The following is a 16,857-nucleotide window of genomic DNA, read 5'->3' on the forward strand; positions in this document are numbered from 1 at the left end:
ATTGCGTTGGCCATGGCGGGAAACCGGAAAAACCGCCATGTTCACCATCCCTGTCGCGTCCGGTTGACACGGCCCGCACACCATTGGGTAAGCCGTGTCGGGCCGGAAAGTTCCGTCGCAGCGGAGGCTTCAGCCGCGCCGCGCCGCCTCGATCGCAGCGACGTCGATCTTGCCCATGGTCATCATCGCCTCGAAGGCGCGCTTTGCTTCGGGGCCGCCGGCCGCCAGGGCATCGGTCAGGACCCTTGGCGTGATCTGCCAGGAAATGCCCCACTTGTCCTTGCACCAGCCGCAGGCACTCTCCTGTCCGCCATTGCCGACAATGGCGTTCCAGTAGCGGTCGGTCTCCTCCTGGTCGTCGGTGGCGATCTGGAACGAAAAGGCCTCGTTGTGCTTGAACATCGGCCCGCCGTTGAGGCCGAGGCAGGGAATTCCGGCGACCGTAAACTCCACCGTCAGCACGTCTCCCGCCTTGCCGGACGGAAAGTCGCCGGGCGCGCGATGCACGGCGCTGACCCGGCTATCGGGAAAGATCTCGGCGTAGAAGCGAGCGGCCGTCTCGGCCTCCTTGTCGTACCAGAGGCAGATCGTGTTCTTGGCCATGACGCGTCCTTTCGTTTTGAAGCCGGAGGGGCCGTTTCCTTCGCCACCTGCTCTGCGAGATAGGTCGGTGCCTCCGTTTCTCCACCCTGAAATCTTCCCGCACTTGCCTTTGCCCGGCGGAACGCGCGTCGAAGGCATGTGCGCCGGGTCGTCGCATCCGGCGCTTTCCCGTTGGAAATTCAACCGCTGATACCTAATTGTGCAGCCTCGATACGCGCGCGAGGCTTCTCTTCGCGCGCTCCTAGGGGATGCGGATGATACAACTGAATGGAACTGTTGCGGTGGTAACAGGTGCTGGTCGCGGCCTCGGAGCGGCCCTGGCCTACGCATTGGCCGAAGCGGGCTGCGATCTCGTGTTGTGCGGGCGCAGCCAGAGCGCGCTCACGGACGTGGCCGAACCGATTGTCCGTGCTTTCGGGCGACGGGTACAAACCGTTGCGCTCGATCTTGCGGATGCGAAAAGCGTGGCTGCGGCAGTCGAGGGCATCAAGGCCGAGAACGGACGCATCGATATCCTCGTGAACAACGGCGCCATGTGGCTCGAGGACAGTGACGAGGATCATCCTGATGACGCGGTGCTCGGCGTCGTCAACGCGGCGGTTACCGGGACCTTCCTGTTCACCCAGGGGCTGCTGCCTTTGTTCGCTCACTCGCCCCGGCCGGATATCGTCACGATCGGCTCGATCAGCGGCCTGCCTAATGCCGCACTCCAGACCGTGTCCGTGCCCTTTTATGCTGCCAAGCGGGCGCAGGCCGCCCTGGCCGATGGCCTGCGCCAGAAGCTTGCAGGTACCCCCGTCCGTTCGATCGTCGTCCACCCGCCATACATTGAGGACATCTCGCCGCTTGATGGCGCATGGGAGGCGGCCGGCAGTCGACGGAAGGGCGAGGCGGCGACGAACCGGGACATCGCCGAGGCAGTGCTGTTCGCGCTGACGCGGCCGCGGCATGTAACCTTGTCGATCACCGTCGATGCCGACGAAGGCGGCCTCTATCCGTCTCCGGCTCGCTCCGCCTAGCGGCGGGGCCCTGTCAGAGACCGATCCGATACATTGCCGAACGCCCCAATGGCGTTCGGCGAAAATCAGGCATCGTTCGCCGAGATCCTTCAATCTCGATCGTCCACATATGCAGACGATAAGTCCAATTTAGGCGGACTACAGAGGCGCCGTCCACGTCGATATATCCATGACATCAACAATGGAAAACGACATCATGCACAGTGTCTCTGAACCGATCTTCACCTCAGGCTTTCCACTCGGAAGTTCCGCCGGCCTGGTCACCGCCTTGGAATGGCTCGGCCAGCCCTATCGCCTCACCCGCGTCGACATGCTCGGGGAAATGCGCACCGACGCCTATGAGCGCTTCAACGGTCGGGTCGAAACGCCCGCTCTCGTGACCGACAAGGGCGACGTGCTGACCGAGACCATGGCGATCGCCTTATGGCTGGAGGGGCGCGATCAGGAGCGTCGCATCAGCTTCGCCCCGGGCACTTTCGAGGCGGACCGCATGCACCAGTTCATCGCCTTCCTCAACACCGGCTTTACCGGTGCGTTCTTCTCGATGTGGGTGGCGCTGGAATCCGAAGACGCCACGGAGGAATACCGCGAAACCTTGCGCGCCTTCGGCCGCGAATTCGTCGCCAAGCGTCACAAGCAGCTCGAAGAGATGATGGGCGACAGCGATTACCTCATCGGCGACCGGCCGACGCTTGCCGATGCGGTCTTTGCCGGCGTGGCCCGCTGGGTCGATTTCCATGAGGCCATCGATCCGAAGGACTATGCGCGCAACTATCCGCGCATCCACGCGCTGCGCCAGCGCATCGAGGCCGATCCGGCCTTCCGCTTCGCAGTGGCGATCGAGGATGGCGAGCCTGTTACCGGCAGCGGTGCGATGAAGGGCCTCGTCCCGCTCGAGGATGTGTTGCGGATGACGGGCGCACTCCGCGCGTGATTTAAGAAAGTGAGGTGGCGCACCGGCAGGCGGTGCGCCACCTCAAACAGTTGGAGCGGCCAGCCGCCGCCGACATCACACCTCGAATACGTCGACGAACGATTCCGGGAAGCTTTGCCGGGCAACCTTCTCGTTGATGACGAGCAATGCTTCGTAGGACACGGGATCGAAATCCTTGTCGACCGGCAGCACCTCGCGTCCGAACAGGAGGTTCAGCCGGGCGGCATCGAGATTGCCGCGCTCGAATGGTTCCGCGCCGAAATGATGCCAGAGGGCGTGGAGGAAGGCCGCATCGATGCGGTGCGCCCCGGAGCCGGGCCGGGCATGGCGGGGCAACGCCTTGATCGGCGTTGCTCCCTTGGGGTTGGCCCGACGGATGACGAACTGGATGCCCGTGCCCGGCATGGCGTAGGGAAAACCCCGGTGTTTCGTCATATCAGCCAGCTTGGCCATTCTATTCTCCTTAGGCGGTCTGCTTCTCGACGATCTTGTCCTCAGTCTTCGTATCGAAGTCGGAAGCGTCGTGACGCTCATGCAATTGTTCGGACGGGTTGCCGCTCAAGCGGTTGACCATGCGGCCACGCTTGACGGCCGGCCGGGCGGCGATCTCGGCCGTCCAGCGCTGGACGTGCTCGTAGCTCTGAACCTCGAGGAAAGTACCGGCATCGCCATATACCTGCCCGAGCGCCAGATTGCCATACCAGGGCCAGGTGGCCATGTCGGCAATGGTGTATTCCGAGCCGGCGAGGAAGCGGTTCTCCGCGAGATGGCGATCGAGCACGTCGAGCTGGCGCTTCACCTCCATCGCGTAGCGGTCGATGGCGTATTTGATCTTCATCGGCGCGTAGGCATAGAAATGGCCGAAGCCGCCGCCGAGGAACGGTGCCGAGCCCATCTGCCAGAACAGCCAGTTCAAGGTCTCGGTGCGGGCGCGAAGCTCGCTCGGCAGGAAGGCGCCGAATTTCTCGGCGAGATAGGTGAGGATCGAGGCCGATTCGAACACGCGCACCGGCGCGCCGCCGCCCTTGGGCGCATGGTCCATCAGCGCCGGGATCTTGGAGTTCGGGTTGACGTCGACGAAGCCGGAGCCGAACTGGTCTCCGTCTCCGATGCGGATTGGCCAGGCATCGTATTCGGCGTCCTTATGGCCCGCCGCCAGCAGCTCTTCGAGCATGATCGTGACTTTCACGCCGTTCGGCGTCGCCAGCGAGTAGAGCTGCAACGGATGCTTGCCGACGGGCAGATCCTGATCGCGCGTCGGGCCGGCGGTCGGACGGTTAATGCTGGCAAACGCGCCGCCATTGCCCTTGTCCCAGGTCCAGACCTTGGGAACGTCATAGCCGGCGGGGAAATTGTCAGCGGGGGATTTTTCGGTCATCAAATCTGTCCTTGTCTTGGCGGAAACCTCGAACGTCGTGTTCGCTTATATAGGAAGTTTATCAAGCCACCACATCGACTTGGCTGCGAGGACGACCATGCTCAAAGGCCAGATGCTGGAGAATTTTTTTATCGAAGTTGGATGAGACCGGCATCCGTCGGCACGAAACCGCACCGATCGAGGTAAAAATCGCGACGCTCAGGATCGAAGTCCACATGCAGCCATTCGCAGCCCGAGGTCTTGGCCTGCGTTACGGCCTCTTCGACGAGCAGCGCGGCGTAACCCTTACGCCTCAACGGTAGCGTCACCATCGTATCGAGCAGGAAAGCATGCACGCCACCGTCCCAGGCGACATTGACGAAGCCTGTCAGTGCGCCCGAGATCCGCATGGTGACCCAGCCGAGGCTGAAGCGGTTGACCTGGCTCCACCAGTCGTCATCGGTCAAGGCGTGCTCGAAGCATTCGGCGTGCAGGGTATTCAGTTCCTTGTTTTGAAATGCGCCGCGCCAGGCGAACGCGGGTACTTCAGTCGGATTCTCTGCCGTCACGGTTCAACCTCAGAGTTTGCCGGGATCGATTTTGACCACAAGGGCTCGGCTGCCAGCAAGCGCGGCCGAGTTCTTGAAAAAAATCATGGGCCTCCCTTGATACCGGAAAACCGAGCTCCTATCTGCCGCCTAACCCGCTGGTCCGGGCCCCTCTGGCGAGAGCTTCGGCACTCTTGCGATGTCGGACCTTATTCCGACAACATGTGCCGATTGGGGACCCGTCTGTGGACTTTTCCTTCATGTCTGTAGTGTGGCTGGGAACGCCACTGTGGCTGTGGGCGAGCTTTTTCGCCCTCGTGATCGCTATCCTGTCGTTCGACCTTGGCATTCTCCATAAGGAGAACAAGGAGATCAACGTTGCCGAAAGCGTCAAGCTTTCCGCCTTCTATATCGCCCTCGGCCTGAGCTTCGGCGGCTTCGTCTGGTGGTATCTCGGTGCCGAGTCCGGCCTTGCCTATATGACCGGCTTCGTCGTCGAAAAGACCCTGGCGCTCGACAACGTCTTCGTCATCGCCCTCATCTTCTCCTTCTTCGCCGTCCCGCGCATCTACCAGCACCGCGTGCTCTTCTGGGGTATCCTTGGCGTTATCGTGCTGCGCGCGATCATGATCGGCGTCGGCGCGACGCTCGTCGCCGAATTCTCCTGGGTTCTCTATATTTTCGCTGCGTTCCTGGTCTTTACCGGCATCAAGATGCTGGTGATGAAGGAGGCCGAGCCCAACGTTTCGGACAACGCGCTCGTGCGCTTCATGCGCAGCCGTTTCAACGTCACCGAGGAACATCACGGCGAGCGCTTCTTCGTGAAGCTCGTCAACCCGAAGACCGGCAAGATGACCTGGTTCATCACGCCCCTTTTCATGGCGCTCGTCATGGTCGAGGTGGCCGACGTGATCTTCGCCGTCGACTCGGTTCCCGCGATCTTCGCGATCACCACGGACCCGTTCATCGTCTACACCTCGAACATCTTCGCTATCCTCGGCCTGCGCGCCCTCTACTTCGCGCTCGCTGCCATGATCCATCGCTTCCGCTACCTGAAGCCGGCGCTGGCCGTCGTCCTGATCTTCATCGGTTCGAAGATCTTCGTCGCCGATCTCCTGGGGCTAGAGAAGTTCCCCGCGGCCCTGTCGCTCGGTGTCACCTTCGCGATCATCGCTTCGGGTGTTGTCTGGAGCCTGGTCAAGACCAAGGAAGAGCAACTGCCGGCATAACGCCCGGGCTCATCCGACCGTGACGAGAAACGCGGCGGCCTTCGAAAGGGGGCCGCCGCGATCTTTTTGGCCTTGCCGAGCGTGGGGTTGACCCTCGCCCGGACGACCCGTCGGGTCGAGCCGTCCGGGCGAGGCATCACCCGATGATCGCCTTCGGTTCGAGGAAGGCGTCGAGGCCGAAGGGACCGAATTCGCGGCCGATGCCGGATTGCTTGAACCCGCCGAAGGGCGCTTGAGCGTCGGCCGGGGTTTCGTTGATCACCACGCGCCCCGCCTCCAATTGTCGGGCGATGCTGCGCATACGTTCGGCGTCGGTGCCAAGAACGTAGGACTGCAATCCGTATTCCGTGTCGTTGGCAATCGCGATCGCCTCCGCTTCCGTTTCGTAGGAAAGAACGCTGAGCACGGGGCCGAAGACTTCCTCGCGCGCAATCCGCATATCGTTGGTCACACCGGAAAACACGGTCGGGCGGACGAACCATCCCCGTTGCAGCCCTTCCGGCCGGCCTTCGCCGCCGACAAGAAGCGTCGCACCCTCTTCCTGCCCCAGGCGGATATAGGCCTGGACACGCTCCCACTGCCGGGCGCTCACCATAGGGCCGATGTCGGAGGCCGGATCGCTCGAAGGTCCGGGCCGCAGCGCGGAAACGGCTTGCGCAAGGCGCGATATCACCTCCGTATGTCTTCGCTTCGGAACAAGAAGCCGGGTTCCGGCGATGCAGGCCTGCCCGCTGTTGCGGAAGGCCGATGCCAGAACATGCGGGATCGCCCGGTCGAGGTCCGCGTCATCGAGCAGGATCTGCGGCCCTTTTCCGCCAAGTTCGAGCGTCACGCGCTTGAAGCTTTCCGCTGCATTGCGCAGGATCTCCCGACCGGTCGTGGTGGAGCCAGTGAAGGTGATCTTGGCGATGTCGGGATGCCGGCTGAGTTCCGCGCCGACCACGTGGCCGTAGCCGTTGACGACATTGAGGACGCCATCGGGCAGTCGCGCTTCGTGCAAGACTTCGAGCAGCACCTGGGTCTGGATGGCGCTCATCTCCGACGGCTTGATCACGATGGTCGTGCCGGCCGCGATCGCCGTGGCGAGTTTGGTGCAGATGAAGCCGATGTTGCTGTTCCAGGGTGTGATTGCCGCGGCCACGCCCACGGGTTCCATCACCACCTCCGCATTGCCGATACGACGGGTGAAGGCGTAGTCGGCCACGGTCCTTGCCGCGACGTCGAACACGTTCGCGGCGTGCGGCACGGAGAATGCGAGGAACGACTGCGGCGCGCCGTATTCGATGGTCATGGCCGCACGAAGCGCATCGGCGTTGGCGGCGACGGCCTTCGCCAGCGTTTGCAGCATGGCGATGCGTTCGGCCGGTGTCGTTTGCCGCATGGCCGGGAAGGCCCGTTTCGCGGCAGCAATGGCCGCGTGCGCATCCCGAGCGTCGCCCAGCCGGACCTCGCCGATCTTTTCCTCCGTGGCGGGATTGAAAAGCGCGAAGCGCTCGTCGCCGTGAGGCGCAACGAAAGCGCCATCGACATATATCTGCTCAATGATCTTCATCGTCCGATTTCCTGTTGCGATGAAAAGGATATGCATCGGAACGATCGTCAGGATAAGGTCATCAATAACAGACACTCTGATGAGGAAAATAGCGCAATGAAGGTGAGCCTGTCCGAACTGGAGGCGGTGGCGGCAATCGCGCGGCTCGGCGGCTTTCGGGCCGCTGCCCGGGAACTCGGGGTTTCGTCCTCGTCGTTGAGCCATGCGGTCCTGGCGCTGGAGGCGCGCCTCAATGTGCGCCTGTTCAACCGCACGACGCGATCGGTGGCGCTGACGACGGCAGGCGAGGCTTTCGTTGCCGAGATCCTGCCGGCTCTTGCCGCCATCGACGGCGCCGTCGAGCGGGCGACGGAGTCTCAGGCACGACCGACCGGCATGCTGCGGCTCAACACCTCCCCGGGAGCGGCGAAGATGGTGTTGCGGCCGCTACTGATCGAGTATCTGCGGCGATATCCAGAGATGGCGCTGGAGGTTGCGACCGACAATGCGCTGGTGGATATCGTAGCGCTCGGTTTCGACGCCGGGTTTCGTCTCGCCGAGGCGGTTCCTCCGGATATGGTCGCCGTTCCGGTCGTGCCTCAGTCGCGCATGATCGTCGTGGGTTCGCCGGACTATTTTCGCGAAAGAGCGGTGCCGCTGCGGCCGGGCGATCTGAGGCAGCACGCCTGCATCCGGGCGCGCATGGCAAGCGGCAGGATCTATCACTGGGAGTTTTCCCGGCGCGGGGAAAGCGTCGAAATCGATGTGCCGGGACCGCTCATCCTCGACGACAGCGAACTCATGCTTCAGGCGGCTCTCGGCGGGGTGGGACTGGCCTATCTCTCCGATCATCACGTCCGCGACGACGTCGAGGCCGGGCGTCTGGTTCCGGTGCTGGAAGAGTGGACGCCGCCCTACGATGGGCTATGTCTCTATTTTCCTGGCCGCCGGCACGTACCGGCGAAATTGCGTGCCCTGATCGATCTGGTTCGGGAACTGCGTTCCGGCGGCCCCCGCGCGCCCGCTCACACCCCGCATTCGCCAGCCTTGAAATTTTAACATGAGTATTACAGACAAGTTTATTTCTGCGTGCTAAGAGACACGGCGCTCGATTGGTCTCTTGGCCATAGATCGCCTCTCGGCAGGGGTGCGCACGCCGCGCCAAATCGAAATTATATGATCGGATCAGACACAGTGGTCGACATCGATACGCGCCATCAGGTCTATTTCGCCAACCGTACTGCCCTGGTCGCCTATGCCACGCGGATCGTCGGATCGCGGGAAACGGCCGAAGATATCGTGCAGGAGGCCTTCATTCGATTTGCGCCGGCAAACACCGGCAATCCGCCTTCTGCCGGACCGTCCGGGCTTTCGCTCGCGTATCTCTACAAGATCGTCCGCAACCTGTCCCTCGACCTCTTGAAGCGCCGCAAGATCGAAGCGCGGGAAGAGCAGAGCGAGCCGCCGTTCTGGTCGATGCCGATCGAGGTGCCGACGCCCGAGGACATCATTCTCGTCAGCGACGAAATCAGACGCATCTCCGGCATTCTCGAAGACCTTCCCGAGGAAGTGCGGGTCGCGCTCGAGATGCACCGTTTCGGCGGCTACACCCTCGAAGAGATCGCCGCCCATCTCGACATCTCCGTCGCGACGGCGCACCGCCACGTGCGCGCCGCCATGATGCGGGTCGCGACAACGCTTGCGGGTGGGGCCTCCTAGAATTTCAGGGGTCCCCGTGTGAAAAAAAATCGGGTGCTGGTCGTCTTTATGACAGAGCGAAAGTACCACGGAAGCGTCCCGCTTCCCGGTGACGCCGCTTGACGGGGTTGGGGGCTACAGAAACAAAGTGCTAGGGCGTCGAACATCCAAGCGGCAGGCAGGGCTTTGACCAAGGACAACCACATATCGGAGGCGCTGCTCGAAGAGGCCATGGACTGGTTCCTCGAGTTGAAGGCGCGCCCGAACTGTCGCGACACGCAAGCCCGGTTCCGCGCCTGGCTGGGCCAGTCGGAATTGCATGGCCAAGCCTGGCAGACGGCGTTGCGGACCTGGCAGCTGCTCGGTGAGGTGCCGCCGGTGCACGAGCATCTATGGCGTGGGGCAAGGCCGTCCGTTTTCGTCGAGCCACCGGTCCGCGAACGCCGCCGGATGGGAACGGCCGGCTTTGTCGCCGGCGTGGCGCTGGCGCTTGCTGCCTGCCTCGTCCTCTTCGTCTCCCTGCCGTCGCTTCTCGTGTGGTGGCAGGCCGATCACGTGACCGAGACGGCGCAAAACAGGACGATTACGCTTGCGGACGGGACGATCATCGAAATGGGCGGCGGCAGCGCCATCGCTACCGACATCAGCGCCGGCACCCGCCATGTCAGGCTGCTGAAGGGCGAAGCCTATTTCAACGTCGCCCGCGATCCCTCGCGTCCCTTTGTCGTCGAGGCGGGTGGCGTCGAGGTGTCCGTGCTGGGGACTGCGTTTGATGTGCAGCTGGCGAGCACGGAGACGACCGTCGAGCTGGCGCACGGCACGGTGGCCGTCTCCTATAGCGCAAACGCACACAAGCAGAATTTCGAACTGGCCCCGGGAGAAATGGCGACGGTGAGCCATGCGACCGGCGCAGTCTTGCGAAGCGCGATCGCGGCGGATGATATCGGCGCCTGGCGAAGCGGCAGGATGTTCGTCAATGATGTCACGGTCGCCGCTGCCGCCGAGCGGCTGCAGCGCTACCATTCCGCCTGGATTTCCATTCCGCAGCCGGATCTGGCAGGGCGGCGTGTAACCGGAGTCTACGATCTGAAGGATCCGGATCGGGCGCTCCAGGCGCTGGTGCAGCCTTTCGGCGGCAAGGTACGCGAGGTGACCCCCTATGGCCGCATCCTGACGCGGTTTTAATTGGAGTAAAAAAATCAGGAAAAAATCGCGCGCCGGTGAAAAAAAATCCGGGGCCGGTCGTCTTTGGTTGGAAACGCGCGCCCGCAAGGCCGCGTGGAATGCCGAGACGGGGGTAAAATGCGTTCGCCGAAATGCCGCAAGGGACATCTGAAATTCGATACGGGACGTCGCCGTGAAAGACGGCGCCTGCTGACGACGACGGCGATCGCCGCGTTTTCCTCCCTCGCGCTGATGCCCGTTTCCACGGCCTCCGCCCAGCAGACCACGTCGCGCGTCAGCAACGCCCGCAGCTTCGACATCCCGTCGCAGCCGCTTTCCACCGCGCTCAACGCCTTCGGGCGGCAGTCCGGCCTGCAGGTGACCCTGGCGGCTTCCACCTCGCAGGGGCTTCGCTCGGCGACGGTCAGCGGAACGATGACGGCGGACCAGGCGCTTGCCCGGCTTTTGTCCGGAACGGACATTTCCTACAGGATATCGGGCGGCACCGCGCTGGTCGGCTCGGCCGTGTCGGCGGGTGGCAGCGCTGCTGTCGCTGCGGACGGAGCAACGGTCCTCGATCCGATTTCGGCCTTCGGTGCCGGGCCGCTCGGCGCCGGCGAGATCGTCATCTCGTCGGAAGACCTGAAGCGAAAGAACCCCGCCAACATTGCCGACGTGTTTTCTGGCGAGCCCGGCATTTCGGTCGGCAGCTCGTTGCCGATGTCGCAGAAGGTCTACGTCCACGGCATCGAGGAAACCAGCCTCGCCGTGACGATGGACGGCGGCCGACAGAACAACAAGGTCTTCCACCACAACGGCACCAACCTCATTGACCCCGGCCTGCTGAAGGCCGTCAACGTCGATGCCGGCGTTGCGCCGGCCGATGCCGGTCCCGGGGCGCTTGCCGGCGCGATCGCTTACGAGACGATCGACGCGCGCGATCTGCTCGATGGCGACGGCTTCGGCGGCTTTGTCACGTCGAGCTACAATTTCAACAGCGACACGGTGACGACCGGGATCTCCGCATACGGCATGCGCGACGGGCTCGAGTTCCTCGGCTACTTCAATTTCGGCAACGGCAACGATTTCACCGCCGGCAATGGGCAGGACGTGGAAGGCACCTCGACAGACGTGTTGAGCGGGCTTGGCAAGCTTGCCTACGAGTTCGACAGCGGCGACCGTTTCGAGATCAGCCACGACCGCATTCGCGACGACGCGCCGCGTCCGTTTCGCGCTAATATCGGCTTTATCGACGGACGCCCACCATGGGAGCCGCGCGTGCGCGACTACATGCTCGACCGGCAGAACACGGTGTTTACCTATACCGACAGCACGCCGGAGGGCTGGTGGGATCCAACGCTGATGCTCGCCTACTCCAGGACGGAGGTCGAAATTCCGATCATCCTGCCGCCGCGCCTCAACATTCCGCCCTATCCCGCCACCGGCACCACGAGCAGCTTCAACGGCAAGTTCGAGAACAAGTTCTCGTTCGACATGGGTAACGTCATTGCCGGCGTTGACTTTTATGACGACAAGGCTGACCTCGACGACATGTTCGATGCCAGCACCGAGAAGGCGCGCAATGTCGGCATCTATGCCCAGGCCCGGCTCGAGCCCTGGGAGAGAACGCGCCTCTCCTTCGGTGCGCGCGGCGACACGCAGCAGTTTACCGGGACGACGGGAGAAGAGTGGAACAATTCGGGCCTCAGCGGCAACGTCTCGGGCGAGTACGACCTCATCGAGGACCTGCTGACCGCCAAGGCGGGCTATTCGCACGTCTGGGCAGGCATTCCGCTCGCCGAAAACTTCATCATGAATCCCAACTGGAACTATGGCAGCGGTCCGAAGCCGGTGACGGCGGACAACTATATCCTGGGCCTGGAGGCGAACTACAACGACTTCACCGTCGAGGGCAGCGTCTTCCAAACCGATATCGATGACGCGCGCACGCCGCGTTATGCGGTCACGCGCGGGATCGAAGCGCATGACGTCCGCTCGCGCGGCTTCGAGATCGGCGCCGGCTACAGCTGGGGCGATGGTTTTTTCAAGGTGAAATACGCCAATATCGACGTGGAGATCGACGGCAAGCCTGCCGATTCTGATCTCGGCACCTATCTGGCCGCGCCGGCCGGCCAGATCATCACGCTGCAAGCGGTCCACACGCTGACGGACTGGGGCGTCACTTTCGGGGCCGACGCGGAAATTGCGCTCGACTACGACGACGTTGCCGACGGCAGCAAGCCCTTCGAGGGCTACCAGGTCTTCAACGCCTTTGTCGAATACGTACCGCCGGAGCGGCCGAACCTGTCGCTGCGCGCCGAACTGAAGAACATTTTCGACGAAACCTATTCGGACCGGGCGACCTACGGTCAGGAGTTCGGAACGGTGACGCCGCTCTACGAGCCGGGCCGTTCCTTCATCCTGACCGCCAAGGCGACTTTCTAGGGCGTCCGCGACCGCAACGGCCGCCTCCTCCAGGTGGCCGTTGCCTCAACAAGCGGAGGCGGCCACCCAAGCGCCGCCCACGCAAGCGAAAGCCGAAACAGGAGTTCCAGATGCAAGAAGCCACCACCCATTTTGCGACGGAAGACGGCCAGAAATACCTGACGCAGCTCTGCAAGCATTTCGCCCACAAGGTCGACGTCGAACAGGAGGGCCCGCGCGCCGAGCTCAGGTTTTCCTGCGGCACCGGCTACCTCCATGCCACATCAGAAGGCTTGAGCATCCGCGCCCGCTCACCCGATGACGCCAACCTTGCGGACACGAAATCGGTGATCGAAAGCCATCTTCTGCGCTTCGCGTTCCGGGAAGAGCCCGATCCGCTTGCCTGGCAGCCCGCCGGCTAAGCGAACCGCTCGCAAGCTAGTTCCGACAAGAAAATTCAATGTGTTGGTCGAAAGCGCCCAACGCAATTGCGCGGCTATGCGTGTCGCGTGCCGAGGATCAGGATGCAATCGTCTAGGCAAATAGCAGAAATCGCCACCTTTCAAAGCTTCGCAAACTGCTACCTGCGCGAAGTCAATCCGGGCATCCGGGCCATGCATCGCGCCGCAGGCGGCGCCGTCGATTGCGTGGAATGGTCTCTTCCCAGGCAGCAGATGATCCTGCGCGCCGAGGTGACGTCGCCGTCGCTCTGCGGCCCACACCATTTCGGCAGGGTCTGGGGCAGGGGCGTGTCCGACGCCACCTGGCGCCATATCGAACTGATTTCGGCGCTCCATATCCTGGTGCACGAATGCTACCGCCAGGTCGACGAGGCCAAGGCCGACGTTTTGCGCGGCTTCGAGCTCGAACTCTTGATGCGCGTGCTCGAAAGTTACCAGCAGACGGCACTCTATATCGACAGGGCCGCGCCGGAGCCGGCGGACGGCGGTCATTTCATCGAAGCGGAGCAGTCGCTCGTCTTCGGCCATTGGCAGCACCCGACGCCGAAGAGCCGCCAGGGCATGACCTATTGGCAGCAGGAGAGCTACGCGCCGGAACTGCGCGGCCAGTTCAGGCTGCACTACTTCGCGGCAAAACGCGGCGACATCAGGCACGATTGCGCGCGCGCGGTTGCAGCGCCCGAGATCGTGCGGTCCCTCGTCGGGTCGGATGCTAACGGCATCGCGCTCGGAGACGACGAGTATATGTTGCCGATGCATCCGCTTCAGGCTGAAGCCCTGCTGCTTGATCCCGATATCCGCGGCATGCTGGGTGAGGGGCGGCTGCGGCATCTCGGCCCCGCCGGCCCGGCCTTTACCGCGACCTCGTCGGTGCGCACGGTTTACGGCGCCGATGCCGGCTGGATGCTTAAATTTTCCCTGCCCGTGCGCATCACCAACTCTGTGCGTCTCAATCGTCGTCAGGAGCTCGAAGCGGGTGTCGCCATGGCGAAGCTGATCGACCGGATCGGTTTTGCCGAACGCTCGCGAAACTTCCGCATCATTCAAGACCCCGCCTATATCACGCTCGAGCTGCCGGGACGCAGCGAGAGCGGCTTTGAAGTCATCCTGCGGGAGAACCCATTTGCGGACGGCGGTGGGCGGGGCGTCGTCACCGTCGCGGCCCTGACGGCCGATCCGCTACCGGGGCAGGTTTCGCGCCTCGAACGGCTGGTTCGGACGGTCGCCGCCCGCACGGGCGAGAGCCTGCTCGATGCGACGCACCTCTGGTTTCGCCGGTATCTCGATTGCGCCGTCGAGCCGCTGATCCGCCTCTATGACGACTACGGTATAGCGCTCGAAGCCCACCAGCAAAACAGCCTGCTGGACGTCGGCACCGGCTATCCGTCCGTCAGCTACTATCGGGACAATCAGGGCTTCTATCTCTCGGAGCGGTACCGCAGCCTGATTGCCGGCCATGTGCCCGAGACGCAAACGATCGCGTCCCTCTATTTTGCCGAGAGCGAAATTCGGGATCGCTTCGCCTATTACCTGATCGTAAATCAGGTCTTCTCGGTGATCAGCCGCATGGGCCATGACGGGCTCTGCGACGAGAGCCTGCTCCTGCGCGAACTGCGCGCGCATCTCGAGCGCTATGCCACCCGAATGAGTGGCGCCGGACGTGACTTTGCCCGTCACGTGCTCGACATGCCGACGATCGTCTCCAAGGCCAACCTGACGACGCGTCTCTACGACGTCGACGAACTGCAATCCAGCAACGCGCCGTCCCTTTATCGCCCCGTGCCGAACCCGCTGAGGGCGCCGGCTGTTCTGACTGCGCCGAGGACCGACCATGCCATTGCCTCTTGATCTCAAGGGCCGCCCGGACGAGCGGGTGCTTCGCCAGCTCGTTGCCGCGCTGCTGTTCGAAGGTATCGTTGAGGCCGGCGAGCACACGGACGGGGATGTCACCACCTTCCACTGGTCGATCGGCGGCCGGCAGTTCCGCTGCCACGGCGCCATCGGCCCCTTTGGCCGGCTCCGGCTGGCTGCCGGATCGGTAGAGATGCGCGATGATGCGGACGGCTGGGTCGTGCCGTCGCTGGCGCAGCTGGTATCCGTCCTGCCGGGCAGCGGACCGACGCGCGGAAAGCTGCTCAACGAACTCACGCAGACGATCGCCTTCAGCGCCTGGAACGAGCGTCAGGTACCGGCGCGGCTGCGCCGCACTTTGTCATTTGCGGAGTTGGAGGGAGCGCTTGAGGAGGGTCATCCCTATCATCCCTGCTACAAGGCGCGTACCGGCTTTTCCGTCGCCGACCATGCAGTCTATGGACCCGAAATGGGAGGAGCGTTCCAGCTCGTCTGGCTTCTGGTGGCGCGCAAGCATCTTCGCTGCGCGATCCCCGGTGACGAGGATGCCTTCTGGGAAGCGGAACTGGGGGAGGAAACCTGGTCCGAACTCCGGGCGAAGCGGCAGGAGCGCGGTGCTTCGCCTGATGCGTTCGGTCTCGTACCGCTGCATCCCTGGCAATGGCGCGAACTCCGTGAGAGACAGCTTTCTGGCTGGATCGCCGTGGCCGAAGCCTTTTGCCTCGGTCCGGCGGGGGACCGATACACGGCGACGCAGTCGGTTCGCTCCCTGTTGAACCGGGACCGGCCGTTGGCCGCGAGCGTCAAGCTGCCGCTCAACATCGTCAACACCTCGTCGCGCCGCACCCTTGAGGCGCATTCGGTGTGCACGGCGCCGGTGATCTCGCGCTGGATCGCCGAGATGGTTGCCGGCGATCCGGCCTTTCGCGACCGCTATCCGCTCACCGTCCTGCAGGAATATGCCGGCATCGTCGCCGACAGCGAGGGCCCTTTGGCCGGACAGGTCGCAGCCATCTGGCGCGAGAACGCGGAAGCGACGCTTGGCTCCGGCGAGGCCGTCATTCCCTTCAACGCGCTGATGATGGTCGAAGCGGACGGGCGTGCCTTCGCCGACGACTGGATCCAGCGCTTCGGCCTGATGCCCTGGATCAACCGCCTGATTGAAGTCGCGGTCCTGCCTGTCTGGCACCTGCTGGTGCACCATGGGCTTGCGGTAGAAGCGCACGGGCAGAACATGCTGCTCGTCCATCGCGATGGCTGGCCGGCCCGGCTGATCCTGCGCGATTTTCACGAGAGCATCGAGTTTTCGCCGGGCTTTCTGCGCGCGCCGGAAAAGGCGCCGGATTTCCTGTCGCTCGAGCCGATCTACCGGGAGGCGGAGCCCGACCAGTTCTATTGGACGGACAACCTGGATTCGCTGCGCGAATTGGTGATGGACACGCTGTTCGTCTACAATTTGAGTGAGATCTCCCACCTTCTCGACCACTGCTACAACCTGCCGGAAACGCTCTTCTGGCAGCGCGTTCAAACCGTGCTTGCCGCCTACGAGGCGGAGCACGGCGCGACGGAGCGGCTGGCGCAGCTCGGCTGCGACCAGCCCCGCATCCTGACCGAATCCCTGATGACGAGGAAGCTGCTCGCGCTCAAGCCGGAATACCACCACGAGGTGGCGAACGCCTTGGCCGCAAGGATGCTTCAACGAAGGAGGTGGCATGAAAGAGACCGCGTCCGCTGAGAGAACGGATCACTGAGATGCAGGTGATGATTGAGGGACAGCCACGCTTCCAGCCTTTCGGCTTATCCTGTTGGGGTTTTGGAGATCTCAACACGGGAGTTGGAAGCATGACTGCGTCCTATGATTACCATATCGGCGTTGATTACCACAAATCCTATAGCCATCTGGTGGTGCAGGACAGCAGCGGCAAGACGCTGCGCTCCGGCCGGGTGAAGAACGATCGCCAGTCGCTCGGCGGGTTTCTCGAGCGGTACCGCGAAAACAGCCATGCGGTTGTCGAGGCGACGCGCAACTGGATGGTTA

Annotated in this window: 15 protein-coding genes and 1 pseudogene; 11 read left to right on the forward strand and 5 right to left on the reverse strand. The window is 63.1% G+C overall.

Annotated elements, in window-relative coordinates; translation table 11 throughout:
• Nucleotides 1–129: 129 nt before the first annotated feature.
• The gene (locus BLU15_RS17100) at nt 130–603 is read right to left on the reverse strand and encodes a VOC family protein (protein ID WP_090296625.1); all 474 of its coding nucleotides are present in this window, start codon (nt 601–603) and stop codon (nt 130–132) included.
• Nucleotides 604–857: 254 nt separating this feature from the next.
• On the opposite strand from BLU15_RS17100, the gene BLU15_RS17105 reads away from it, so the two are divergent.
• Nucleotides 858–1,622 (forward strand): SDR family oxidoreductase, encoded by a 765-nt coding sequence (locus tag BLU15_RS17105; protein WP_090296686.1) that lies wholly within the window; start codon nt 858–860, stop codon nt 1,620–1,622.
• Between the two features lie 169 nt (nt 1,623–1,791).
• A complete protein-coding gene (locus BLU15_RS17110) occupies nt 1,792–2,556 on the forward strand; it encodes a glutathione S-transferase family protein (RefSeq protein ID WP_244546759.1) in 765 nt (254 codons plus the stop codon).
• Between the two features lie 75 nt (nt 2,557–2,631).
• Here BLU15_RS17110 and BLU15_RS17115 read toward each other — a convergent pair whose 3' ends face one another.
• The 3 genes from BLU15_RS17115 to BLU15_RS17125 form a co-directional block, all read right to left on the reverse strand.
• Nucleotides 2,632–3,009, reverse strand: coding sequence for a hypothetical protein (locus BLU15_RS17115; protein ID WP_034787648.1), 378 nt, complete (start codon nt 3,007–3,009; stop codon nt 2,632–2,634).
• Between the two features lie 10 nt (nt 3,010–3,019).
• Entirely contained in the window at nt 3,020–3,934 is a 915-nt protein-coding gene (yghU, locus tag BLU15_RS17120) for a glutathione-dependent disulfide-bond oxidoreductase (RefSeq protein ID WP_089042952.1), read from the reverse strand.
• 128 nt (nt 3,935–4,062) lie between these two features.
• On the reverse strand, nt 4,063–4,482 hold the full coding sequence (locus BLU15_RS17125) for a GNAT family N-acetyltransferase (protein WP_090296628.1): 420 nt from the start codon (nt 4,480–4,482) through the stop codon (nt 4,063–4,065).
• 239 nt (nt 4,483–4,721) lie between these two features.
• Between BLU15_RS17125 and BLU15_RS17130 the strand changes: the two genes are divergently transcribed.
• Entirely contained in the window at nt 4,722–5,690 is a 969-nt protein-coding gene (locus tag BLU15_RS17130) for a TerC family protein (protein ID WP_210333184.1), read from the forward strand.
• 136 nt (nt 5,691–5,826) lie between these two features.
• On the opposite strand, the gene BLU15_RS17135 is transcribed toward BLU15_RS17130, so the two are convergent.
• Nucleotides 5,827–7,242, reverse strand: a complete 1,416-nt coding sequence (locus BLU15_RS17135; protein WP_090296631.1) for an aldehyde dehydrogenase family protein — start codon at nt 7,240–7,242, stop codon at nt 5,827–5,829.
• A 96-nt stretch (nt 7,243–7,338) separates the two neighbouring features.
• Between BLU15_RS17135 and BLU15_RS17140 the strand changes: the two genes are divergently transcribed.
• The 8 genes and pseudogenes from BLU15_RS17140 to BLU15_RS17175 all read left to right on the forward strand — a co-directional run.
• The gene (locus tag BLU15_RS17140) at nt 7,339–8,280 is read left to right on the forward strand and encodes a LysR family transcriptional regulator (RefSeq protein WP_090296633.1); all 942 of its coding nucleotides are present in this window, start codon (nt 7,339–7,341) and stop codon (nt 8,278–8,280) included.
• Between the two features lie 117 nt (nt 8,281–8,397).
• Nucleotides 8,398–8,940, forward strand: coding sequence for an RNA polymerase sigma factor (locus tag BLU15_RS17145; RefSeq protein WP_034787638.1), 543 nt, complete (start codon nt 8,398–8,400; stop codon nt 8,938–8,940).
• Nucleotides 8,941–9,105: 165 nt separating this feature from the next.
• Nucleotides 9,106–10,104 carry a FecR family protein gene (locus tag BLU15_RS17150; protein ID WP_090296636.1) on the forward strand — a complete coding sequence of 333 codons (999 nt, stop codon included), beginning with the start codon at nt 9,106–9,108 and terminating at the stop codon, nt 10,102–10,104.
• A gap of 117 nt (nt 10,105–10,221) precedes the next feature.
• Nucleotides 10,222–12,528, forward strand: a complete 2,307-nt coding sequence (locus BLU15_RS17155; RefSeq protein ID WP_090296639.1) for a TonB-dependent receptor — start codon at nt 10,222–10,224, stop codon at nt 12,526–12,528.
• A 110-nt stretch (nt 12,529–12,638) separates the two neighbouring features.
• Nucleotides 12,639–12,929: a DUF2218 domain-containing protein gene (locus BLU15_RS17160; RefSeq protein WP_034787636.1), complete on the forward strand. Its 291-nt coding sequence runs from the start codon at nt 12,639–12,641 to the stop codon at nt 12,927–12,929.
• A gap of 102 nt (nt 12,930–13,031) precedes the next feature.
• Nucleotides 13,032–14,816 carry an IucA/IucC family protein gene (locus tag BLU15_RS17165; protein ID WP_090296642.1) on the forward strand — a complete coding sequence of 595 codons (1,785 nt, stop codon included), beginning with the start codon at nt 13,032–13,034 and terminating at the stop codon, nt 14,814–14,816.
• Nucleotides 14,800–16,554, forward strand: a complete 1,755-nt coding sequence (locus tag BLU15_RS17170; protein ID WP_090296644.1) for an IucA/IucC family protein — start codon at nt 14,800–14,802, stop codon at nt 16,552–16,554. The genes BLU15_RS17165 and BLU15_RS17170 overlap by 17 nt, the downstream gene beginning before the upstream one ends.
• A 17-nt stretch (nt 16,555–16,571) precedes the next feature.
• Nucleotides 16,572–16,857 (forward strand): annotated as a pseudogene (locus BLU15_RS17175) (IS110 family transposase); the annotation flags it as partial.

Source organism: Ensifer sp. YR511 (assembly GCF_900103045.1).
Classification (GTDB): Bacteria; Pseudomonadota; Alphaproteobacteria; order Rhizobiales; family Rhizobiaceae; genus Ensifer; species Ensifer adhaerens.

Coding starts and splice junctions, on each gene's coding strand:
- BLU15_RS17145 (WP_034787638.1), top strand. CDS start 8,398: ATGATCGGATCAGACACAGTGGTCGACATCGATACGCGCCATCAGGTC.
- BLU15_RS17155 (WP_090296639.1), top strand. CDS start 10,222: ATGCGTTCGCCGAAATGCCGCAAGGGACATCTGAAATTCGATACGGGA.
- BLU15_RS17165 (WP_090296642.1), top strand. CDS start 13,032: ATGCAATCGTCTAGGCAAATAGCAGAAATCGCCACCTTTCAAAGCTTC.
- BLU15_RS17100 (WP_090296625.1), bottom strand. CDS start 603: ATGGCCAAGAACACGATCTGCCTCTGGTACGACAAGGAGGCCGAGACG.
- BLU15_RS17110 (WP_244546759.1), top strand. CDS start 1,792: ATGACATCAACAATGGAAAACGACATCATGCACAGTGTCTCTGAACCG.
- BLU15_RS17140 (WP_090296633.1), top strand. CDS start 7,339: ATGAAGGTGAGCCTGTCCGAACTGGAGGCGGTGGCGGCAATCGCGCGG.
- BLU15_RS17105 (WP_090296686.1), top strand. CDS start 858: ATGATACAACTGAATGGAACTGTTGCGGTGGTAACAGGTGCTGGTCGC.
- BLU15_RS17160 (WP_034787636.1), top strand. CDS start 12,639: ATGCAAGAAGCCACCACCCATTTTGCGACGGAAGACGGCCAGAAATAC.
- BLU15_RS17130 (WP_210333184.1), top strand. CDS start 4,722: ATGTCTGTAGTGTGGCTGGGAACGCCACTGTGGCTGTGGGCGAGCTTT.
- BLU15_RS17135 (WP_090296631.1), bottom strand. CDS start 7,242: ATGAAGATCATTGAGCAGATATATGTCGATGGCGCTTTCGTTGCGCCT.
- yghU (WP_089042952.1), bottom strand. CDS start 3,934: ATGACCGAAAAATCCCCCGCTGACAATTTCCCCGCCGGCTATGACGTT.
- BLU15_RS17170 (WP_090296644.1), top strand. CDS start 14,800: ATGCCATTGCCTCTTGATCTCAAGGGCCGCCCGGACGAGCGGGTGCTT.
- BLU15_RS17115 (WP_034787648.1), bottom strand. CDS start 3,009: ATGGCCAAGCTGGCTGATATGACGAAACACCGGGGTTTTCCCTACGCC.